This is a genomic window from Xylanibacter sp. (genome assembly GCF_057607445.1).
The window spans coordinates 40,283-64,185 of the sequence record NZ_DBLZAX010000013.1; the positions used below are offsets into that span (position 1 = coordinate 40,283).

18 protein-coding genes are annotated in these 23,903 nt (G+C 42.1%); 4 read left to right on the top strand and 14 right to left on the bottom strand.

Features of this window, described 5'->3' with window-relative positions; genetic code table 11:
- The first annotated feature begins 154 nt into the window (after window positions 1–154).
- On the top strand, window positions 155–1,090 hold the full coding sequence (locus ACZMIG_RS10635) for a helix-turn-helix domain-containing protein (protein WP_302433874.1): 936 nt from the start codon (window positions 155–157) through the stop codon (window positions 1,088–1,090).
- A gap of 662 nt (window positions 1,091–1,752) precedes the next feature.
- Here the strand turns inward: ACZMIG_RS10635 and carB are convergent.
- From carB to uxaC, 6 genes are all read right to left on the bottom strand, one after another.
- Window positions 1,753–4,983 carry a carbamoyl-phosphate synthase (glutamine-hydrolyzing) large subunit gene (gene carB, locus ACZMIG_RS10640; RefSeq protein WP_021854147.1) on the bottom strand — a complete coding sequence of 1,077 codons (3,231 nt, stop codon included), beginning with the start codon at window positions 4,981–4,983 and terminating at the stop codon, window positions 1,753–1,755.
- Between the two features lie 45 nt (window positions 4,984–5,028).
- Window positions 5,029–6,105, bottom strand: a complete 1,077-nt coding sequence (carA, locus tag ACZMIG_RS10645; RefSeq protein ID WP_302698198.1) for a glutamine-hydrolyzing carbamoyl-phosphate synthase small subunit — start codon at window positions 6,103–6,105, stop codon at window positions 5,029–5,031.
- A gap of 163 nt (window positions 6,106–6,268) precedes the next feature.
- Window positions 6,269–8,158 carry an amidophosphoribosyltransferase gene (locus tag ACZMIG_RS10650; RefSeq protein WP_125105286.1) on the bottom strand — a complete coding sequence of 630 codons (1,890 nt, stop codon included), beginning with the start codon at window positions 8,156–8,158 and terminating at the stop codon, window positions 6,269–6,271.
- 101 nt (window positions 8,159–8,259) lie between these two features.
- Window positions 8,260–10,104, bottom strand: coding sequence for a glutamine--fructose-6-phosphate transaminase (isomerizing) (gene glmS / locus ACZMIG_RS10655; protein WP_053398456.1), 1,845 nt, complete (start codon window positions 10,102–10,104; stop codon window positions 8,260–8,262).
- Between the two features lie 7 nt (window positions 10,105–10,111).
- Window positions 10,112–10,909, bottom strand: coding sequence for a polysaccharide biosynthesis/export family protein (locus tag ACZMIG_RS10660; RefSeq protein ID WP_053398457.1), 798 nt, complete (start codon window positions 10,907–10,909; stop codon window positions 10,112–10,114).
- A 151-nt stretch (window positions 10,910–11,060) separates the two neighbouring features.
- Window positions 11,061–12,464, bottom strand: coding sequence for a glucuronate isomerase (gene uxaC / locus ACZMIG_RS10665; RefSeq protein ID WP_021854152.1), 1,404 nt, complete (start codon window positions 12,462–12,464; stop codon window positions 11,061–11,063).
- A gap of 169 nt (window positions 12,465–12,633) precedes the next feature.
- Here uxaC and ACZMIG_RS10670 point away from each other — a divergent pair, with 169 nt between their 5' ends.
- Window positions 12,634–13,668 carry an asparaginase gene (locus ACZMIG_RS10670; protein WP_370799987.1) on the top strand — a complete coding sequence of 345 codons (1,035 nt, stop codon included), beginning with the start codon at window positions 12,634–12,636 and terminating at the stop codon, window positions 13,666–13,668.
- A gap of 171 nt (window positions 13,669–13,839) precedes the next feature.
- Window positions 13,840–14,382 (top strand): rubrerythrin, encoded by a 543-nt coding sequence (rbr, locus tag ACZMIG_RS10675; protein WP_021854154.1) that lies wholly within the window; start codon window positions 13,840–13,842, stop codon window positions 14,380–14,382.
- A gap of 585 nt (window positions 14,383–14,967) precedes the next feature.
- On the opposite strand, the gene ACZMIG_RS10680 is transcribed toward rbr, so the two are convergent.
- The 5 genes from ACZMIG_RS10680 to ACZMIG_RS10700 form a co-directional block, all read right to left on the bottom strand.
- Entirely contained in the window at window positions 14,968–15,924 is a 957-nt protein-coding gene (locus ACZMIG_RS10680; protein ID WP_482683527.1) for a lipocalin family protein, read from the bottom strand.
- Between the two features lie 92 nt (window positions 15,925–16,016).
- Window positions 16,017–16,901, bottom strand: coding sequence for a 4-hydroxy-tetrahydrodipicolinate synthase (gene dapA / locus ACZMIG_RS10685; protein ID WP_021854157.1), 885 nt, complete (start codon window positions 16,899–16,901; stop codon window positions 16,017–16,019).
- A 100-nt stretch (window positions 16,902–17,001) separates the two neighbouring features.
- Window positions 17,002–17,919, bottom strand: coding sequence for a DMT family transporter (locus ACZMIG_RS10690; RefSeq protein ID WP_021854158.1), 918 nt, complete (start codon window positions 17,917–17,919; stop codon window positions 17,002–17,004).
- A gap of 47 nt (window positions 17,920–17,966) precedes the next feature.
- The gene (gene truA / locus ACZMIG_RS10695) at window positions 17,967–18,698 is read right to left on the bottom strand and encodes a tRNA pseudouridine(38-40) synthase TruA (RefSeq protein WP_302023626.1); all 732 of its coding nucleotides are present in this window, start codon (window positions 18,696–18,698) and stop codon (window positions 17,967–17,969) included.
- A gap of 178 nt (window positions 18,699–18,876) precedes the next feature.
- Window positions 18,877–20,385 carry a ComEC/Rec2 family competence protein gene (locus tag ACZMIG_RS10700; protein WP_487889539.1) on the bottom strand — a complete coding sequence of 503 codons (1,509 nt, stop codon included), beginning with the start codon at window positions 20,383–20,385 and terminating at the stop codon, window positions 18,877–18,879.
- A gap of 249 nt (window positions 20,386–20,634) precedes the next feature.
- Between ACZMIG_RS10700 and ACZMIG_RS10705 the strand changes: the two genes are divergently transcribed.
- Complete coding sequence (locus ACZMIG_RS10705) at window positions 20,635–21,420, top strand: EFR1 family ferrodoxin (RefSeq protein WP_288172576.1); 786 nt, start codon at window positions 20,635–20,637, stop codon at window positions 21,418–21,420.
- 362 nt (window positions 21,421–21,782) lie between these two features.
- Here the strand turns inward: ACZMIG_RS10705 and ACZMIG_RS10710 are convergent, their stop codons facing one another.
- From ACZMIG_RS10710 to ACZMIG_RS10720, 3 genes are all read right to left on the bottom strand, one after another.
- Complete coding sequence (locus ACZMIG_RS10710; protein WP_021854162.1) at window positions 21,783–22,406, bottom strand: flavodoxin family protein; 624 nt, start codon at window positions 22,404–22,406, stop codon at window positions 21,783–21,785.
- Window positions 22,407–22,509: 103 nt separating this feature from the next.
- Entirely contained in the window at window positions 22,510–23,184 is a 675-nt protein-coding gene (locus ACZMIG_RS10715; protein ID WP_125104025.1) for a YggS family pyridoxal phosphate-dependent enzyme, read from the bottom strand.
- Entirely contained in the window at window positions 23,184–23,705 is a 522-nt protein-coding gene (locus ACZMIG_RS10720) for a DUF4494 domain-containing protein (protein WP_021854164.1), read from the bottom strand. Before ACZMIG_RS10720 ends, ACZMIG_RS10715 begins: the two co-directional genes overlap by 1 nt.
- Window positions 23,706–23,903 lie beyond the last annotated feature (198 nt).

A 23,903-nucleotide genomic window follows, 5' to 3' on the forward strand; every position in this document is an offset into this window, starting at 1 on the left:
ATTTGCCGTGCAGAATCAGTAACAACATTTCCTTCAGATGTGTTCAATTTGACTTCTGCCTGCAAGAAAAGAAGAAAATAGAACATAGGCTGAGGAAAAAGGAATATTACAGGTAAGCCGTAATTTAGTATCTTTGCAAACAAAATCAGAACAAATGAACAAAGACATAAGAAATATTTATAATCAAGAAACAAGCAAAAATTTTTATGACAACGACTACGTTAAAATAACTGACCGACTCGACTATATCTTTCATGAAAGCAAAAGTGAAAAAATTGAAGAGTTCACGTTTGTCTACTGCGAAAAAGGAGAACTTAAAATAGAGTTAAACAACACTGTTTTCTGTCTTCATAAAAACGACATACTGGTATGTCTGCCTAACTCGCTCATAAACCTAATTGAAGAAAAAAGCGATAATAAGCTTATAATAATATGCTTTTCAAACCGCTTGGCACACCGCATGACTCAAACAGAAAAAGGGACATGGAAAATGATGGAGCATCTGCATGTCTGTCCTGTCAGACATATGACCAAAAACGAATGTGTTGTATTGAAAAAATATATCGACTTAATTTCTGACAAAATAGACGTTGACGCAGACAAATTCCAGAAAGACATACTCATGCATATCGCATCGGCGATGTTTACGGAAATGATTGCCATAGCATATCAGAACAGCTATGAAGACTGCACTGACGACAGTTCAGAAGAATGTCTCAGGCAATCTGACTACATATTCAACAACTTCATGGAGGCTGTAACGGCAGATAAAGGAAGGCACCGGACAATAGGATATTATGCCGAAATGCTTTGCTATACACCAAAATATCTTTCAACCATTGTCAAAAAGGTATGTGGCAAGAATGCTCTTACACTTATCAACGACAACGCCATTGAACACATCATTGCAGAACTTAAATATTCTGACAAAAACATTAAGCAGATTGCATTCGACTTTAATTTTTCTAACAACTCTTTCTTTTCCAAGTTCTTTAAGATGCATACAGGCATATCGCCAACTGAGTATCGCAACAATATCATAAAAAACGAAGACGGAAAAACAGAGACTGAAAAAGACGAAAACAGATAGCAGAAACAACGAACAGTCATATTGGCATATAATGGCACAGGCATCAGGCATCATGAATAGTAGCAAAGTGTATCCAAAATAACTGAATACAAAACTCAATGAGTTTCATACCAAAAATCACTGAATAAGCAATGTTAAATCAGTGGTTTTCAGATAACATTTCAGCATATATTTTACTGTTTTACAAAAGGTGCCCTTTTACATTGCGAAAGGGCACCTTTTACAATGCAAAAAACGTCAAATCGCGCGCTAAAAGGTATGCTTTTGCAAATCAATGAAATAAAGCTAACCGGCACATTGCCTGCAATACGCGCAACAGAGGCATAAGCCATTGGTTTTCAATACATTATACATTTTCAGCAAAAGAGCTACATTTAAGCAAGGATAATGATGTCCCGACCATATATCCATAAACTCTTTAACAGCGGATTTTCGTTAGATTTTTCGCAGGCATAGTGAGCTATGTCAAAAAAATCTGACAAAAAGACGACAATAGAAACAAAAAGACTGGCTGAAAGCATCAATGCACAAAATTGATAAAGTAATATGTGCTATAATGCCCGATTTGGGGTTAATCATTATGAGCCGTTTGAATTAAAACAATAAAGGAGGTGACGTCTTGTGGCGTCACCTCCTTTATAATAAACATGATAAAATATCTCTTATTTATATTCTTCCCATGATTTGATGTCGATGTCATCAAGCTTAACACGGCAGAAAGCATTGATAAACGCACTTGCTAGACGACCGTTTGTGATAAGAGGCACGTTAAGGTCGATAGCTGCACGACGAATCTTATATCCGTTAGAAAGCTCACTGACAGTAAGGTCTTTCGGTATGTTCACCACCATATCTATCTCATGATTGTGAAGCATGTCGAGAGCCTGAGGTTTCTTATCGCTGTCTGACGGCCAGTAAACGAGCGTGTTCTCTATCCCGTTCTCTGTAAGATACTTTGATGTGCCAACAGTTGCATACAGCTTGTATCCGTTGCTTACAAGCTGACGGGCCGCATCAAGCATGGCAGCCTTCTGCTTTGCGCCACCTGTAGAGAGCAATATGTTCTTTTTAGGTATGCGGTGACCGACAGACAGCATGCTCTTAAGCAACGCCGTGTTTGTATCATCACCAAGACATCCAACCTCACCTGTAGAAGCCATGTCTACACCAAGCACAGGGTCGGCCTTCTGCAAGCGGTTGAAAGAGAACTGACTTGCCTTAATACCAACGTAGTCGAGGTCAAACAAGTTCTTCTCCGGCTTTTCTACCGGCAGACCAAGCATAACCTTAGTGGCAAGTTCAATGAGATTTATCTTAAGCACCTTGCTGACAAACGGGAACGAACGTGAAGCACGCAGGTTACATTCAATAACCTTTATATCATTCTCTCGTGCAAGGAACTGTATGTTGAACGGTCCGCTGATATGCAGTTCCTGAGCAATCATCTTGCTGACGCGCTTTATACGGCGTATTGTCTCGCAATAAAGTTTCTGGGGCGGGAACTGTATTGTTGCATCGCCTGAGTGAACTCCGGCAAACTCGATATGTTCACTGATTGCATAGGCAATGATTTCGCCGTTCTTAGCAACCGCGTCCATCTCAACCTCCTTCGCATGTTCGATAAACTGACTTACAACAACAGGATGATCTTCTGAAACGTTGGCTGCAAGTTTGAGGAAACGCTCAAGCTCTTCATTGTTTGAACATACGTTCATTGCCGCACCTGAAAGGACGTAAGAAGGACGAACCAATACAGGGAAGCCTACACGGTCGATAAACTTGTTGATGTCATCCATTGAAGTCAGTGCGCTCCATTCCGGCTGGTCTATGCCGTTGCGTCCCAACATTGAAGAGAACTTGGCACGGTCCTCTGCATTGTCGATATCCTTGGCAGATGTACCGAGGATAGGAACATTCTGTGCATCGAGACGCATTGCAAGGTTGTTAGGAATCTGTCCGCCCGTAGAAACAATGACGCCATAAGGACACTCGAGGTCGATAATATCCATGACACGCTCGAATGTAAGCTCATCAAAGTAAAGACGGTCGCACATGTCGTAGTCTGTAGACACGGTTTCAGGGTTATAGTTTATCATTATGCTGCGATAGCCCTGCTTGCGTATTGTGTTAAGCGCCTGAACTCCGCACCAGTCGAACTCAACTGAACTTCCGATACGATATGCACCTGAGCCAAGAACAATGATAGAACGCTTGTCGTTCTCAAACGTAATGTCGCTCTTGACACCTGCATATGTAACATAAAGATAGTTGGTCTGTGCCGGATACTCGGCCGCCAGTGTGTCGATCTGCTTTACAACGGGCAGGATGCCATAGCTCTTGCGGAGCTGGCGGATAACAAGTCCGGCCTTAGCCATATTGCCGAGTTCGCGCTCCAGACCTACGGCACGTGCTATCTGGAAGTCAGTGAAGCCATATACCTTAGCCTCGCGCAGCAAGTCTTTTCCAAGAACATTAACGCTCTTGCACTTCTTCAGTGTCTCATCTATGTCGATAATGTGCTTCAGCTTGTAGAGGAACCATTTGTCTATCTTCGTAAGGTCATGTATCTGGTCGATTGTATAACCTCTGTGCATAGCCTTAGATATGATGAATATACGCTTGTCGGTAGGTTCACGAAGCGCTGCATCGATATTTTCTATCTCAAGTTCCTTATTCTCAACAAAGCCGTGCATGCCTTGTCCTATCATGCGCAGACCCTTCTGTATGGCCTCTTCAAAGTTACGTCCGATAGCCATAACCTCACCCACAGACTTCATTGACGAGCCAAGTTCGCGGTCAACGCCACGGAATTTGCTCAAGTCCCAACGTGGAATCTTACATACAACATAGTCGAGTGCGGGCTCAAAGAATGCGCTTGTTGTCTTTGTTACAGAGTTTTTAAGCTCAAAGAGACCATAGCCCAAACCGAGTTTTGCTGCCACAAATGCCAAAGGATAACCTGTAGCTTTAGATGCAAGAGCCGAACTGCGGCTAAGACGTGCGTTAACCTCGATGACACGATAGTCCTCACTCTTCGGATCGAAAGCATACTGAACGTTACACTCACCTACGATACCGATATGACGGATAATTTTTATTGAAAGTGCACGCAGCTTGTGATACTCGCTGTTAGTAAGTGTCTGTGAAGGAGCAATAACGATACTCTCGCCTGTATGGATGCCAAGCGGGTCGAAGTTCTCCATGTTGCAGACTGTTATACAGTTGTCGTAACGGTCGCGTACAACCTCATATTCTATTTCTTTCCAGCCTTTAAGACTCTTCTCAACCAGCACCTGCGGAGAGAACGAGAATGCTTTTTCTGCAAGTTTGTCAAGTTCTTCCTCATTGTCACAGAATCCGCTGCCTAGTCCGCCTAGAGCATAAGCAGCACGTATGATGACAGGATATCCCAGCTCAGCTGCAGCCTTGCGTGCCTGTTCTATAGTCTCGCAAGCCTCACTCTTGATGGTCTTTACGTCAATTTCGTTAAGTCTGTCGACGAACAGTTCACGGTCTTCTGTATCCATAATGGCCTGAACCGGAGTTCCAAGTACCTTAACATTATATTTTTCGAGCACACCGCTCTTATATAATTCAACACCACAGTTAAGAGCCGTCTGACCACCAAAAGACAGCAATATGCCGTCAGGACGCTCTTTCTCTATAACGCGCTCTACGAAATAAGGCTGAACAGGCAAGAAATAAATCTGGTCTGCAACACCTTCGGATGTCTGAACGGTTGCAATGTTAGGATTTATGAGAACAGTTTTAACGCCTTCTTCCCTCAACGCCTTCAAGGCCTGTGAACCGGAATAGTCAAACTCGCCGGCCTCGCCAATCTTCAATGCGCCGGAACCAAGAAGCAGAACTTTCTTTATATCATTATATTTCATGTCTTTTCTTTTTATTGCAATTACACTAACTGCCTGTTAAACAAATTATTTCAACGCATCAACAAACTTGTCAAACATAAACTCTGTATCTACAGGACCAGAGCATGCTTCCGGATGGAACTGGCTTGAGAACCAAGGATTCGTCTTATGACGTATACCTTCGTTGCTGCCGTCGTTCATATTTACGAATAGCTCTTCCCAGTCTTTTCCTAAAGTAGAAGCATCAACGGCATATCCGTGGTTCTGGCTTGTTACATAACAATTGGTTGTTCCCACCATACGCACAGGCTGGTTATGAGAACGGTGACCATATTTAAGCTTGTAAATCGTAGCGCCACCGGCTTTTGCCAGCAACTGATTACCCATACAGATACCGCAAATAGGCTTTGTAGAAAGGCTCATTTGCTTTCTTATAATGTTTACGGCATCCTCACACATATCAGGATCGCCGGGGCCATTGGCAAGGAACAGTCCGTCGAATTCCATATCCGTATAATCATAGTTCCACGGAACGCGTATTACCTCTACACCTCTGTTCAGGAGACATCTGATAATGTTATTCTTTACGCCGCAGTCAACAAGAACAACCTTCTTTCCGGCTCCTTCGTTGTAACGTATAATCTCCTTGCAGCTTACTTTGTCTACAAAGTTAACACCTTCATAGTCTGCTGTCGGGATATTGTCAGGCTCATCATCAAAAAGAATCTTGCCCATCATTACACCATGCTCGCGCAATACCTTTGTAAGCTCACGCGTGTCAATGCCCGTTATTCCCGGAACGTGCTCGCGCTTAAGCCAGTCTGCAAGACTTTCAACAGCATTCCAATGAGAATACATCTCGCTGTAATCTGCAACAATTATTGCCGATGCATATATCTTATCACTTTCCATGAAAGTGGCAATTCCATTGTTTTCCACTGTGAACGGTGGTACACCATAGTTTCCTACCAACGGATATGTAAGTACCATCAGCTGACCTGCATAAGATGGGTCTGTCAGACTCTCGGGATAACCCATCATAGCCGTATTAAACACCACCTCGCCTGCTACGGGAGAGTCATATCCGAATGACTTTCCACGAAATTTTGTGCCATCCTCTAAGACCAAAGTTACATTTTTCATATTTGCTCTCTTTTATAAAAAGATTTTTAAACGAAATCAATCTGTACGTCAACATCTGTTCTTTGAAAGAATAATCATGCGCACAGCAGGAAACATTCAAAATCTTTTTGTTCTTTCAACTACTCTTATTTTTAAATAATTTGTATTACCAACACATTCAGAACTAACGTTCACACTGATACACACTTTCATAGAAACGGATAAATGCCATATTTACCAACCTCACTCCGCCAGGTGTAGGATAATTTCCCGTGAAATACCAGTCGCCTTTATGATTAGGTATTGCCGTATGCAATCCTTCGATAGACTGATAAACCAATTCAACCGGTGTCTTCATTCCCTCCGGGCGAAGCATTTCTACTATCTTTTTATTTATTTCATCTACAGTAAATGGTTTGTATATATCACAAACACAGTTACGCATCTCGCTCTTAGGCTTAAGAATTTCTTCCTTACATTTGTTGTATGTATCTTCAAGCAGCTGACACATGCCATGATCCTTCAGCAGCTCAATAGTTGCCCGGAATACACAAAATTCCTCAAGATTAGGCATGTCTATTCCGTAATAATCAGGATAACGGATCTGAGGCGAACTGCTTACAATAATTATTTTCTTAGGATGCAAGCGGTCAAGAATCTTCAAGATACTTTCTTTCAATGTTGTTCCACGCACAATACTGTCGTCTATTATAACAAGATTGTCCACATACGGAACCAGAGATCCGTAGGTTACATCATATACGTGCGCGGCAAGATCATTACGCGATGCACCTTCTGTTATAAATGTACGGAGTTTTATATCCTTGATTGCAACTTTCTCACTACGCACATACTGATGCAGAATCTCTTCGAGTTCTTCATAAGACGGCTTATGATCCAAGTTACGTATTCTTTCTATCTTCTGGTTGTTTATATAACGCTTGAAACCTCCAAGCATTCCATAGAATGCGACTTCAGCAGTATTGGGTATAAACGAGAAAACAGTATGCTCGGTATCGTAATTGACAGCCTTTAAGATCGATGAAGTTAATTGTTCACCAAGTTTCTTACGTTCCTTATAAATATCTCTGTCTGAACCGCGACTGAAATAAATGCGCTCAAACGAACACTTAGCATCACCCCTCGGTTCAAGTATGCGTTCTATAGAACTTTCACCATTCTTCTTTACAATCAAAGCACATCCAGGTTCCAGCTCGTTTATGTCATCACATTCAAGTTCAAATGTTGTCTGAAGTACAGGACGTTCGCTCGCAAGAACAATAAACTCATCATTCTTGTACCAAAAAGCCGGACGTATGCCCCACGGGTCACGCATAGAGAACATTTCGCCGCTACCCGTAAGTCCACACATTACATAACCGCCGTCGTAATCGGCCATTGTAGATTTAAGGACATTGCTAATCTTTATATTATCCTCTATATAACGTGTTATGTCTTGATCCTTAAGTCCCTTTTTCTGGCCTTCTATAAAATTACGCTCAACCTCACGGTCCAATCTGTGCCCCATAAATTCAAGTGTAATATAGCTGTCACTGTAAATTCGGGGATATTGTCCTTGTTTCACAAGCTTGTCAAAAATCTCTTCAATATTGGTCATATTGAAGTTGCCGCACAAGCAAAGATTTTTAGCTCGCCAGTTATTGCGCCTCAAGAACGGATGCACATAAGAAAGGCCACTCTTGCCTGTTGTTGAATATCGCAGATGTCCCATATATAATTCGCCGGCGAAAGGCAAATTCCTTTTTGCATAATCAACGTCAGCCAATTGCTGAGGCGTAACATTCCTGAACTGCTTCTGAACATTAGCAAATATTTCTGTTATAGCATTTGAGCCTTCAGCACGCTCACGGAACATATATTCAGAACCAGGCACAGCATCTAAATTCACACATGCCATGCCTGCTCCCTCCTGTCCTCTGTTATGCTGCTTCTCCATCATCAGATAGAGCTTGTTAAGCCCAAACATCCAGGTGCCATACTTTTGTTGGTAGTATTCCAATGGTTTAAGTAACCTTACCATTGCAACTCCACATTCATGCTTCAATGGTTCCATCATCGTTATAATAAATTAAAAAGCTAATTCATAATATAAAAATCATCTGCAAGACTCTAGGATTTCTAATATTATTCTTTAGCTTTTTCATTAATATATTTTTATTCAACTGTTACTGATTTTGCCAAATTTCGAGGCTGATCAACATTTTTACCTTTACAAACGGCAATATGGTAAGCCAACAACTGCAATGGTATCGTAGCCAATAGAGGTTCAAGACATTCTTCTGTATCAGGCAATTCAATAACCTCATCAGCGATTTTACTTATAGTCTCATCACCCTTTGAAACCAACGCAATGACTTTTCCCTTACGTGCCTTTATTTCCTGTATATTGCTTAAGACCTTTTCATACATTGCATTACGCGTTGCAATAACGACAACCGGCATGTCTGAGTCAATAAGAGCAATTGGGCCATGCTTCATTTCCGCAGCAGGATATCCTTCAGCATGTATATAGCTGATTTCTTTCAGTTTCAATGCTCCTTCCAACGCCACGGGATAACTATATCCACGCCCTAAATACAAGAAATTCCTTGCATAAGTAAAAATACGGCTTAGCCGTGATATTCTGTCATTAAGTTTCAGGGTTTCTTCCATCTTTTCCGGAATATTGCTTAGCCCCTTAACTATTTTCGTATATACATCTTCATCTATAGTATGCTTTTCTTTCGCTAAAGCCAAAGCCAACATAGTAAGAACGATCACCTGACCGGTAAAAGCTTTCGTCGAAGCGACTCCAATCTCGGGTCCGACATGAATATAAGAACCTGTATCAGTAGCACGCGGTATACTTGATCCTATCGCATTGCAAATGCCATAGATAAAAGCTCCATGTTGTTTGGCAAGCTTCACTGCGGCCAAAGTGTCTGCCGTTTCACCACTCTGCGATATAGCTATGACAACATCATTGTCTGTAACTACAGGATTACGGTATCTGAATTCGCTTGCATACTCAACCTCGACAGGTATACGGCATAAACTTTCTATTATTTGCTTTCCGATAAGTCCGGCATGCCATGAGGTTCCACATGCAACAATTATTATTCTCTTTGCAGCCAGCAGGCGTTCTTTATAATCAATGACGGCACTTAACGTAACATTTGTAGCCTCAACATTTATACGGCCACGCATACAGTTAGTAAGACATTCGGGCTGTTCAAAGATTTCTTTCAGCATAAAATGCGGATATCCGCCTTTTTCTATCTGACCTAAATTCAGGTCAACAGTCTGTATTTTCTGGAACAGTTCCCTATTTAATATATCAACGACCTTCAAGTTCTCTCCCCTTTTCATTACAGCAATACTGCCGTCTTCAAGGTAGGCCACCTTATCAGTATACTCAATTATCGGACTTGCATCTGAAGCAAGGAAGAATTCATCTTCTGCTACACCAATAACCAAAGGGCTTTGTTTGCAAGCAGCAATAATCTGATCTGGCTCACGCTTATCAAGCAGGGCGATTGAGTATGCACCGATAACTTCATGGAGCGCAACCTGAACAGATGACAAAAGGTCGAGTTTTTTCTTGTTCTGAATATATTCAATCAGTTGCACAAGTACTTCAGTATCCGTATCAGAACGGAAAGTCAAGCCTTTTGACTGCAACTTTTTCTTTAAATCTGCATAATTTTCAATTATTCCATTATGGATAATTGCAAGATTCTTAGACTCTGAATAATGTGGATGTGCGTTTACAGATGAAGGTTCACCATGGGTTGCCCATCGTGTATGAGCAATACCCACAGTTCCTGAGATATTTTTGTCTTTACAAAATGTATCTAAATCTTTTACTTTACCTTTAGTCTTATATACATTCAGTCCTCCGTCTGAATTAAGCAAAGCCAAGCCTGCGCTATCGTATCCACGATATTCCAACCGGCCCAGTCCCTTAATCAGCACCGGATAAGCGTCTTTCTTACCTAAATAACCAACAATTCCACACATACTTTACTTACTTCAACACATTAACCACCAACGAAGCTACAGATGTCAGGATACTGACAACAGAAATCCATATTGTCGTGCTTGAACCTATTGCAGAGTTCTTTGCCTGAACGCTGTTTGGCTCAACATACAAATAATCATTCTGCTGAAGGTAATAATATGGTGAATTTATCAGATTTGCATCATTTAGATTAAGTCTGTGAACAGACTTTTCTCCAGTAGCATCCTCACGTATAAGCAAGACATTACCACGCTTACCATAGATTGTAAGGTCTCCAGCTCTGGCCAAAGCCTCTATCACACTTATCTTTTCCTGGTCAACATTAAATACACCCGGAGCCTTAACCTCACCGGCTACAGTAACTTTAAAGCTGGCCATCTTAACAGTAACTATAGGGTTTTCCGTTTTTGACATATACGGAAGTATTTTGTCCCGGATATAATTTTCACATTGTCTCTTTGTCATACCTCCAACTTTCAGTTGTCCGACAACAGGAAAATTAATAAAGCCGTCGTTGTCAACAAGATAAGTCTGCAGTGAACCTGCTCCGGTAGACAAATATCCAGTTGCATTTAATGTGTTGGTTACAGAAAGGTTGAAAGGCGTTGCTGCCTTTGGATCCGTGGTGCTGACAGTTATCGTCAATAAGTCCTTTGGCATTATTTTTGCATCGAACAAACCTTTTGACGCCGCATAGCTCAATGAATCAGCATTCTGAAAATAAGCAATTTGCTTGCTGCTTCCGCAACTGCCTAACGTCATGCATAAAACGGCAAAAACTATAAAAAAAAGATTTTTTCTCATATTACAAAATGTGACGTATATCGTAAAACTTTGCAAAAATAGTTCTATTTTTTGATATTGGCAAATATTTCAATAATTAAAAATCATAAAGCCTCTTTTGCATAATCTGTACAGACTCAGCAAAAGAGGCTCCATATTCATGCTTCAAGCATTAAAACTTGAAATAGTTTTTCGCGTTATAGTAGCTTATATCCTCAACCATGCGATACAGGCTTTCCTTGTCGTCAGGAAGGAGTCCTTTCTCTACGTCATTGCCAAGCAGGTTACAGAGCAAACGGCGGAAATACTCATGACGAGGATAAGACAGGAATGAGCGGCTGTCGGTAAGCATTCCGACAAAGCGGCTCAACAAGCCGAGTACAGACAATGCATTCATCTGTCTTGTCATGCCGTCAAGCTGATCATTAAACCACCAGCCGCTACCAAACTGAATCTTGCCCGGACAAGAACCATCCTGGAAGTTTCCTAACATTGTAGCTATAACTTCATTTGCACACGGATTCAGTGTATACAATATAGTACGTGTAAGCTTACCTTCTGCGTTAAGGTGATCAAGGAAATGGCTCATTGCCTTTGCTGTATTGAATTCACCGATAGAATCAAAACCAGTATCAGGTCCGAGTTTCTTGAACATCAGGCTGTTGTTATCACGGATTGCGCCATAATGGAACTGCTGTGTCCAGTCGCTTGCATGATCCATCTCAGCAAAGATTGTAAGCATGCAATGCTTGAACTGACGAATTTCCTGCTGTGAAAGCTCCTGACCGCGCATAGCTTTTTCAAATATGATTTCTATCTGGCTGTCAGTGTAAGGCTCATCATAGAACTCTTCAATTCCGTGGTCAGAAAGACGGCAACCATTCTCGTGGAAGAAATCATGACGCTTCTGCAATGCGTCAATCATATCCTGGAATTTAGCAATTGAAACGCCTGCAACTTCGCCCAGCTTATTTACATACTCAGCAAAATTCTTTGTATTGTCAACAGCCATAGCCTTGTCAGGTCTCCAGGCCGGAATCATTTTGATTTCAAATCCGCTCTCACGTGTCTGCTTATGATATCTCAGATCATCAATAGGATCGTCTGTTGTACAAACACATTCAACGTTGTAACGACGCATAAAGCCTCTTGCTGTATATTCAGGCTGTTGAAGTTTTTCGTTACATTCATCATATATTTCACGGGCTGTCTTCGGGCTCAAGAGCTTATCTATGCCAAAAGCAGTCTTCAGCTCAAGGTGTGTCCAATGATAAAGCGGGTTTCTGAATGTATAAGGAACAGTCTCAGCCCATTTTTCAAATTTTTCCCAATCGCTAGTTTCTGTTCCTGTGCAATACTTCTCGTCAACGCCGTTAGTACGCATGGCACGCCATTTGTAATGATCACCGCCCAACCACAGTTCTGTTATGCTCTTGAATTTGTGGTCGTTAGCGACCATTTCAGGAATCAAATGGCAATGATAGTCAATAATTGGCATTTTTGCCGCATGATTATGAAATAGATCCTGTGCAGTAGATGTTTCTAGCAGGAAGTTTTCATCCATAAATTTTTTCATGTTTGTTTTTTATTAAAAGCGTTAATTATAATTTTTAAATTTAACTATTTTATTTATGCAAATATACATCTTTTTTTTTGATTTCAGATTATTTTAAATTATATTTGCACAAAATAAAATACATAAACGATGTCCGTATAAGAATAATTTAATATCAGCCATGTCAAAAATAACAAGATCAAACCGAGTTTTGCTTATATACACAGGTGGAACTATCGGTATGGGAAAGAACCCGGATACAGGAGTGTTAGAACCCTTAGACTTCAACCACCTTGTGAGTTGTCTGCCTGAGTTTTCAATGTTGAGAACAGGTATCGAAACTTATCAGTTTACGCAGCCTATAGATTCAAGCGATATGTCGCCTAGATTCTGGTCGCAGCTGGTGAGAATCATTGCTGAGCGATATGACCAATATGACGGATTTGTTATTTTGCACGGAACAGACACAATGGCCTATACCGCGTCTGCACTTTCTTTCATGCTCGAAAACCTGACAAAACCCGTTGTGCTTACAGGCAGCCAATTACCTATTAACCAATTGCGGACAGACGGCAAAGAAAACCTGATAACAAGTATTGAGATTGCGTCAGCGTCTCATCCTGACGGCACAGCCATGGTACCAGAGGTTTGCATCTACTTCAGCGGCAAATTGCTTCGCGGAAACAGATCGACAAAGACCAATGCCGACGGCTTTAACGCCTTCGAGTCGTTCAACTTCCCGCATCTTGCAGAAGCCGGAGTGAACATTATATATCATGAAGAATATATACTGAAGCCTGATTACAGCAAGCCCATGGTGCCGCATACAGCAATCGACCCGAATGTCGTGGTATTCTCGCTGTTCCCAGGATTACAGGAAAAGATTATATACCATGTTCTCGAAGCACCAGAACTGAGGTCTATTGTAATGAGAAGCTTCGGAAGCGGCAATGCGCCAAAAGCTCCATGGCTAACCAGAATTCTGAAAGAGGCCAGCCTAAGAGGAGTGACAATCGTAAACATAAGCCAATGTCTTGCGGGAAGCGTGGAAATGACTAGATACGACACCGGCTACAGACTCAAGAGCACCGGAGTGATAAGCGGATATGACAGCACCGTTGAATGTGCCGTTACGAAACTCATGTGCCTACAGGCAAGATTTACAGACAATAAAATTGTGAAAAGCTACATGAACAAATCAATATGTGGCGAAATAACAATTTAAAATAATAAAAAAGCATAACAAAATTGTTTGTTTCAATATTATTGAATATCTTTGCCTACATAAATGTCTTAAATGAAAATGTACCACATATATAATCATTGGCATTAAAATCATAAATTGAAAATTAATACTTTATATCTGATTTAACAGACAATTAAAAACAAAAAGATTATGAAAGAATTAAAAGGAACAAAGACAGAAAAGAATCTTCAGGAAGCATTTGCAGGTGAATCAATGGCACGCAACAAGTATACATATTTTGCATCTAAAGCAAAGAAAGACGGATATGTACAAATTGCCGCCATATTCGAGGAGACTGCAAAAAACGAGCAGGAGCACGCAAAATTATGGTATAAATATCTGAACGGAAACAAAATCAACGGAACAGAAGCTAACCTTGCTGATGCTGCTGCCGGTGAGAACTTCGAATGGACAGATATGTATGCCCGTATGGCAAAAGAAGCTCGTGAGGAAGGATTTGACGAGATTGCTGCTAAATTCGAAGGCGTAGCTGAAATTGAAAAACATCACGAAGAGCGCTACCGCAAGCTTCTGAAAAACATTCAGGACAAGATGGTATTCTCTAAGGACGGAGACTGCATCTGGCAATGCTCTAACTGTGGACACATTGTAATCGGAAAAGAGGCTCCTAGCATCTGCCCGGTTTGCAACCACGCTCAGGCTTACTTCCAGATTGAAGCAAGAAACTATTAATAAACAAAAATAATACGACAAAAGGGGATGTGTCTTCGGCACATCCCCTTTTATATTTATATAAACAAAGCTCACGTAAATATAACGACAGACTGATACAGACAAGTAGTAAAACTAGAGATGTCATCAACAAGCGTCCTGGTTCAACCCTGTTTCAGAATAAAAACATTTAACGGCAACCTTGCAGAATCTAAATGCCCTACTTGTGGTTAATCTACAAAGTCACTGCATGAGTAACAAAAAGTCATTAATCTACGTGTCGTAACTCAGCCACTTTTTATCCGAAAGTGACTGAGTTACGACACGAAAACAATAGGTTAATGATTTAAAACCTGTAAGCAGTCTTTCACTTAAAGTTTATTCAGAATCAAATGTATATTCAAGCTATCTATAAGACATATAAGCATATTTTCTTATAGTTTTTCTGACCGAAATGAATATCCGCAATACTACATCCAAGTTCGGACACGTCTGACATAGCAAATACATCTGATTAATTATCCATGCCATAATATCGGCATTCATTAATGTATTCATGTCAAACTCAAATTACGCACTCACAACTGCCGCAAGGAGCGCAGCATGTCACTGTTCGGTAAACTCAACAGAAGTATCCTTCCCGACAAAAGTCAGTGTCATGTCTTTACCCTTGCCTCTTATATCAATAAAAGAATTCTTATATCCATAGCCCGATGCCGTAACATACTGGTAAAGCAAATTATCAACGCCTAAATAGGTTACCTGTGCGACTCCGGCCTTTGTAAAGAACTTAGCTGCAAGTTGCTCACCTTTATTATTTTTAAAATCAGCCTTTATTATATTCTCAAAACCGGTAGAAGAATAAACAACTTTACCTCTCCGTGACACAATCCACTCGTCGTTGCTCTTCTCCAGCATATACGAATCATCATCCTCGACATTCCATACAGCAGAACCATCAGGACGCACACGTTTCTCCAGGACAACAGTCTCTTCAGGCATAAACACTTCAACCTTAGCAGAATCAGAAGAGAATACGACATAAGCTGCGGATGATGAATATTGGTCTACGGCTGACAACAAACGGGTTCCGGTTTCAAATATTCTTATCTTCTTGTCCAAGACTTTTGAATAGGTATACCCCATCGCCGCATCACTTCCACCAATCAGAGGCGTAGTGTTCTCTTGCGCACGACGATACTCTATCCTATACATCTCACCCTTTCCCAAGGTAAGCATGTCGTTCTGCAATGCTATTATATTAAGGGTGTCACAAAACTGTATGGTCTGTCCATTCCCGATGCTTTCGCCACACAACACAATACAATTTTTTTTGTGTTTTCCTTTGACCAACTTCCAATTATTATATTTTAATGTAGCCATTCCTACAGAAGAGGCCTTGTTTGCTTTATCGAGCAACATGCCTTGCACAATATGCTTGTTGACCGGCATTACTTCATGCCATTCACCCAACAGTTGTTCCTCTGTATATAATTTTTCTCCACCGCCACACGACATCAGTGCCATCACTGATGCTGCTACAATTATGAAATTTTTCTTCATAGCAAATATATGAAATAAGGTTAATAATTTAGCAGGCGAACATTTTCGCCTGCTATTTAAGATAAAAAGACTCGTTTCTTTATAAAATGCGATTACAGTCTGAACTTCAGACAGTCGCTTATCTTTTGCATCGTGGTAAGACGGGTTGGCACAAGAGGAAGCCTGAGAACATTCTCGATCATGCCCATTTCATGAAGCATGGCCTTCACTCCTGCCGGATTGCCGTCAACGAACAACAGATTAAACAAATCTGTAAACTTATGATGTATCTTTCTTGCACTCTCTATCTCGCCTTTCATCTCAAGACGTATCATACGTGAGAACTCTTTAGGCAGAGCGTTGCCGATAACCGAAATGACACCGGCTGCGCCACATGCTATCATCGGGAACGTGAGTGCGTCGTCACCACTGATGACATCAAAGCCGTCCGGTTTGTTCTTAATAATTTCGTCCACCTGTTCCAGACTTCCGCTTGCTTCTTTTATGGCTACAATGTTCTCGCAGTCACGTGCAAGGCGCACTGTTGTCTCAGCCTTAAGGTTAACGCCCGTCCGTCCGGGTACATTATAAAGCACAACAGGCATATTTGTTGCCCCGGCTATAGCCTTAAAGTGCTGATACAAACCTTCCTGAGACGGTTTGTTATAATAGGGACAAACACTTAATATGCCGTCAATGCCAGAGAAATCTGCCGTCTGAAGCTCGTTTACAACATCAGCCGTATTGTTTCCTCCGCATCCAATCAAGATTGGAACCTTGTCACCCACCTTTTCAACAACAAGCTCTTTAATCTTTTGCTTTTCATCTTTTGTCAACGTAGGAGTTTCTCCTGTTGTGGCAAGAATACAAAAGAAATCGGCGCCGTTCTTCAGCTGATAGTCCAACAAGTTTTTCAGGACATCATAATCAACCGAACCGTCTGAGGCGAAAGGAGTAACCAAAGCTATGCCTAAACCTTTAAAAATATTTTGCTTCATAAAACAATTTCCATCTTATTAATTGAATGCAAAAATAAACTTTTTATATCAAAACACAAAATAAAAAGCCGTATTTTACACATATCGCTAATTAATGGTGTCAATTAGAACCTATATACAGGAACAGCATTCCGAGCAATACCAGCAACAGGTCAACAGCTTTACTCTTTAAGTTTTTCTCATGCAAGAGCACTGCTCCAAACAGGAACGACACAATAACGCTTCCACGTCTTACCATAGAGACAATGCTTATCATTGCTCCGGGAATGCTCAAGGCATAGAAATAAACGAAATCGGCCGCACTAAGAAAAATACTTATAAGGATTATGCACCAGTCCCATCTGAACCGCGTGGTCTGCCCTGACTTTGGCAGCCATAGCACAACCAGCATGATGCCCATCATGACACACTGATATATGTTATACCAGCTCTGCACCATCATCGTGTCAAGCCCTACTCCGCCCTGGCTTACCGGAGCCATAAGATACTTGTCGTAAAGTCCGCTTACAGCACCGAGTACGGCAGCAAGCACGATGAAATATATCCAGCGGTCGTGCTTAAAATCAATGCCTTCTTTCTTTCCGCTCCTGCTGAGCATAAGAAATGACGCCACCGCAAGAGCCACACCTATCCACTGATATACATTAAGACGCTCGCCAAACACCAGCAGCGCACCGACCAGCACCATTACCGGACGAGTGGCATTAATCGGCCCTACTATGGTCAGGGGCAGATGCTTCATTCCGAAATATCCGAAAATCCACGAGGACAAGACAATGAGACTTTTCAGGACAATATATTTATGAACTTCCCATCCTCCGCCTCCTACATGAAATATGCTTCCGTCAAGAACATTCGTATTATACGAAAGGATTATGAACGGAAGGAAAATAAGCGATGAAAACAGCGTGTTGAGAAACAACACCGGTATTACGGCATTGCCGTCTAATGCCTTTTTCTTAAACGAGTCGTAAAAGCCCAACAGGGCTGCCGACATAAAAGCTAATAATAACCACATTTACCTTAAAAATTATATTTACCTATTTACATTATAGCCGCTATGGCTTAATATTCGATATTTTCCAGAAACAAAGCATTGCCAGGCATACTCTCACCGGCACCCGAACGCCGGCGACCTTCTATAACAGCTCTGAAATCCTGCACGCTTATCCGCCCTCGGCCAACATCAACCAAAGTCCCTACAACAGCCCTTACCATGTTACGCAGAAATCTGTTGGCCGTAATGACAAAATGCCAACTATACTCGCCGTCCTTCACCCATCTGGCCTCTGTTACATCACACAAAGTGGTCTTCACGTCGGTGTTGCTCTTGCAGAATGCGGCAAAGTCGTCATACTCCAGCAGCATTGCGGCCGCCTCATTCATCTTTTCGAAATCAAGGTCGTAAAAAAGTTCGCATGAGTAATGGCGCAAAAACGGATCTTTATGCTGATGAACATAATAATGATAGGTTCTCGACCTGGCGCTGAAACGAGCATGCATATCCTGACTGACAGGAATAACCTTATCTGCAGAAATATCTCTCGGCAAAAGTCTGTTCAGCTTATATACCAGCTGTGGCCCGTCAATATCTTTATCCGTGTCAAAGTGAGCCACCATCATTCTGGCATGAACACCGGTGTCTGTACGGCCTGCTCCTACCACTTGTATTTCTTCACGCAGAAGAGTTGACAAGGCATCCTGCAACTTTTCCTGAACAGAAACGGCATTGGGCTGTACCTGCCATCCGTGATAAGCCGTGCCGTCATATTTAAAATAAACAAAATATCTCTGCATGTATTACGCACTATATGAATAATCCGTGTGCAAAATTACATATTTTTCATAAACTAAAGATATATTGACGAGCGAAAGAAAACAAATAAATCATCTTGACGGACATTTCCATAAGCCTTTACAGCTCTCCTTCCGTAAGTTTTTATGACTAAACTCGCCGGCACAATGGCACAGATACTTATCTTATCATCTTCCTGCAATAATGCCCCAACACAGACAAAGCAAATATCAGAATGTAAATAAGAAGCAGCTGCAGCAGTCCTATCCTAATGCCGTCAACACTTGCCCCGGGCAAAGCCGCCACAAAGGATACGCAGGCATTAAGCAATATCACCACTTTAAGCAGCAGTCCGGCCAACAACGTCTGAAGCCAAGGCAGGAAACTCACAGCAGCCGTCAGTACAGCCCCATAAAGGATAACTGTGGCTGCAGGCACTACAATCATATTGGTAAGGAGGAAATAGCATGAGAAACGGCCAAAATAAAACGCTATCAGCGGGGCCACTCCTATCTGTGCAGCCACTGATACAGCCGTCATCTGCCATATCTGTTTTATTATAGGAATGTTGCGGATGCTCCCGGGCATAACTTCCAGGAGCTGACGATAGAATATGATGATAAACAATACGGCGGCAAACGACATCTGAAAGCCTACATCATAAAGATATAGCGGACTGTCGGCCAATATGACAACAGCAGCCACAGACAACGTGTTGAGCGACAGTCTGTTGCGGTTAAGCAAGCTTACAAACGAATAGACCGTAAGCATTACGGCTGAACGAACCACGGAAGCTGACATACCCACGATAAAGACATAAGACCATATTGCAAGCAGAATCAGCACCTGAGAAACAATCTGCCACCGGCGGCGCGAAAACAACAGCGACAATATTGCGTAGATTATGCCGAGATGCAGACCCGACAAAGCCAGTACGTGCGACGCTCCCGACACAGAATACTCCTCTTTCAACTCATCCGAGAGCGAGGATTTATCGCCTAACGCCATTGCCGCCAGCACGGCATACGCCTGCCCGTTGAAGCCCATGTCACTAAAACGCTGCAGCAGTTTGTCACGGAAAACTAATGCGGATATGCGTGCACGCTGAACAACAGACAGCCGACTGAGGTCAACCGCAGCCCCTTTCCATTCGTCTATATATATAAATGTGGTGGCAACATATCCGTGATAAAGCAAATACCGCGCATAGTCAAAATCAGTACCAGCATAATTTGTTGGCTTTTCAAGTAACGAGACAGCCTCTATACCATTGCCTATACGCAGTCTGTCTGCACGTCCGTCTCTGTATATGCTGGCCTTTATCTTCATAGGACGATGCGTATTTACCGTTATCAAGTCGCATTTCACGACTTTTCCCGCAACGACAGGCTGACTGACCACCACAGCCGAATATGCCGTATCTTCCCCGGGCACGGACATATTGACTTCATCCAATTCCCTACCAACAAGCATGGCTCCGAGGAAATAGCAAGTAAGAAATATAAGAACAGTCTGAAATACACAATTCCTATACGCTAATAAAGCAAACATTAAAGACACAGCCGTCGCCGCAAACCACGCATCACAAGACACAGCCCCATAAAGAAGCTCGCCCGACACAATGCCTGCTACAAGGAACAAAGCCACACGCAAGACAGGATAAAGCTGTATTTGTCCGTTTGTTTTCATTTATTAAGGCCAACAAGACTATACTGAATAGCCGTTTGCAGTTATGCAAATATACAAATTTATCTCTAAAGCCACCACCATGGCATAAGGTTTTTAGTTATAATATTTACGTTAAAAGCACAGACAGGAAACAAACATGTCACGACTATTTTATTTAAAACAACACCCAAGACCATTACAAAACATAACAAAAAGAAAAAACTGCGGCTTTCGTTTTGTTTTGCGCCGGCTTTACATTATCTTTGCGATATGATTATATATTTCTCAGGAACAGGAAACACAAGATGGGCAGCCACCACACTCAGTGAAAAGACTGGCGAAAAGCTCATTGACATAACGGACATCGCCGGAACCGATGTAAGCTACAAACTCGAGGAAGGCGAACGCCTTGGCTTCTGCTTTCCTGTGCATGGATGGCGGCCGCCACTCATTGTAAGAAATTTCATCAGAAGGCTTTCAATAATAAATGCTGAAGGCCACTATTGCTATGTCCTTTGTACAACTGGCGACAACGTCGGCGAGGCTGTTGACATTTTCGAAAGAGACCTCAAAAGAATTGGTGTTCATCTAGACAGCGCCTTCTCGCTCATCATGCCCGAATCGTATGTCGGTCTGCCCTTCATGGATGTTGACACACGCGACAAAGAAAAACAGAAAAAAGAAAAGGCGACAGAAGACCTTGAACGTTTTACTGATATGATCATGAAGCGCCAGACTGGCGTAAAAGACCTTGTCATAGGGCGATGGCCAAAAATAAACAGCCGTCTCATCGGCAGTTTCTTCGTAAAGCACCTTATAACAGACAAGCCATTCCATGTAACAGAAGACTTATGCATCAGATGCGGCAAATGTGCCGAAGCATGTCCTGTAAACGACATAATCTGGAGTAAGGGTTCCATGCCTAAATGGAAGCATAACGGTTCGTGTCTGTCATGCTTCGCCTGCTATCATCATTGTCCCAAACATGCCATAGAATACGGCGGCAGGACAAAGAATAAGGGACAATATTTCTTCGAAAAGAACGAAAGACGGTAAAAGTTACATCAAAGCGGGCATATCCAAGCACAATACAACAAGCCGCATATTGCAATACAAAAGATGCCCTTTGAGAGCTCCATTTGGCATTAATCGCAAAACGAAACCTATGCTCTCACACTAAAGAACGTGAGCAAATGTTTTTTAGCATAAAAAGTCATCACTCATCGCAAAGGCATGTAACAATCTGGCTACTAATATATTATGGCGTGATGACTTGAATCATAAACTCATCACACGACAACAATCTGAGTTTAAGCAACTTACTGACGAATGTTATGTGTGATGAGTTTTTTCGTAAGATATTTTACCATAACTATAACAACAGCAACGGAAATATCTGCTGAAAAAGACAACAGCAGTTATCTTATAAAGTTGGTGCGTATAGTAGGTTCAACTTCCGGCAGACTTACTCCGGCTTTCTTTCCTGCCTCTATACATTTAAGCAGCCAGGCCATGTTCTGCCCAAGACGACGCATGGTCTGCATGCCCTCTTCATCCATAAACACGTCTTCCGGCTTATTGCCGTGCACCTGATTCCAATAAACAGAAGGCACTGTAGGCATGTTGCATATACCATAATACTTGTTAAGGTCGTCAAATCCGGCAGAGGCGCCGCCACGTCTGCAACTTACAACCGTTGCTGCCGGCTTGTTGGTATAAAGCGATGCCTTGCTGCAGAACGCCCTGTCCATAAACGGCTTTATGAAACCCGACGGACCGGCAAAGTGAATAGGAGTGCCAAAGATAAATCCGTCTGCCTCGTCAACCTTTTCAAGAAATCTGTTCACAGTGTCTGTGTCATACCAACAGCGCTTTGTCTGGCTGCACTTTCCACAGCCTATACAGCCCATTATGGGCTTATTGCCGCACCAGAATATTTCTGTATCAATGCCACACTTGGCCAACTCTCCTGCAACAACCTCTAAAGCGGCATGTGTGCATCCGTTAGCCTTAGGGCTTCCGTTTACCAATAAAACCTTCATAATATCTGTGTCTTTAATCTAAATTACTTCAGTAAAATAAAGAAGGACGAACTGCCCGAGAGTTCTCAGACATGTCCGTCCCCAAAAGGTATATTATTTTCATTCAATATACACGCGGACCGAAGATGGCTGTACCTACACGAACCATCGTGCTGCGGCACTGAACGGCAATCTGATAATCGTCGCTCATTCCCCATGAACGCTCGCAGAAAGCATCATCATCGGCAAAATAACGGGCCTTAACCTCATCAAAGAATTCGGCTGCCGTGTTAAACTCGCGCCTAATCTGATCCTCATCGTCAACATTAGAGGCCATCATCATCAAGCCGCAGATCTGAACATTGTGAAGCTCGCGCCACTCACCTGCCTCAAGTAGCTCGCGGCAGGCATCAAGGGTGAGCCCGTATTTGGTTGCCTCTTCGGCAATATGCAGCTCAAGCAGCACCTTGATTACGCGGTCATGCTTTGCGGCATGCTTGTTTATCTCCTTCAGAAGTTTCAGAGAATCGACAGCTTCAATCATCGAAATATAAGGTGCTATGTATTTCACCTTATTGGTCTGAAGATGTCCTATAAAGTGCCACTCGATGTCATCAGGCAAGGTCTGCTGCTTTTTTGACAGTTCCTGCTCATGACTTTCACCGAAAACGCGCTGCCCGGCATTATATGCAGCCTCGACATATTCATCGGGATGAAACTTGCTCACGGCCACAAGGCGCACGCCCTGAGGCAGAGTGTCGGTTATTTTTTTCAGATTAGCCGCAACGTCAACATTCATTATTGAAGCGCCTCCTCCGCTTTCTGTCCGTCCTGTTCATACTCAGGTTTGTCGTCAACTTCAGGCTTCTTCAGCATCTGATTGTGCTCAAACACGTCCATGATCTGAGTTTCAGCAATACTGGCGATAACATAGTCGATCATTGTTCCGCCCATAACCTCGTCGATGCTCTTTACAGCTCCTGGCAATGTGCTGCCGTGAACGAGATAATTTACGTTAGACTTTTTCTCTTTTTCAGTCTTGTCGTCAATGGTGATAAACTGCAGTTTGGTCTTGTACCAGCGGTCGGCAGAAGGAGAGTCGCTGAAGAAGATTTCACCATAAGCGGCTTTCTTAATATCCTTAACCTCAAACTCGCCACTGATATAAGATGACATTTCTTCAATTATGCTTGCCTCTGCCTCTGTAAAACTGAGCGCATCGACAACATACAGCTCCGTTACTTTCTTCTGACTTCCGTCTTCCATCGTCTTTTCGTAACGTATTTTGCACTCAAACCATGTTGATGTTCTACTTCTCATATTATCCTTTATAAAATTAAATCTGATAAAAAACTATATTTATCTTACCCCTGCGGGCTGATAAAATCGTGCAAAAGTAATTAAATATCCCGACAACACAAAATCAGAAATAATAAATTGAAGGGCATATATTAATATTTCTTTAATTAAAACGAACGGCATCCATGACCACGCCATCCGGTCAGCATCAACTAGACA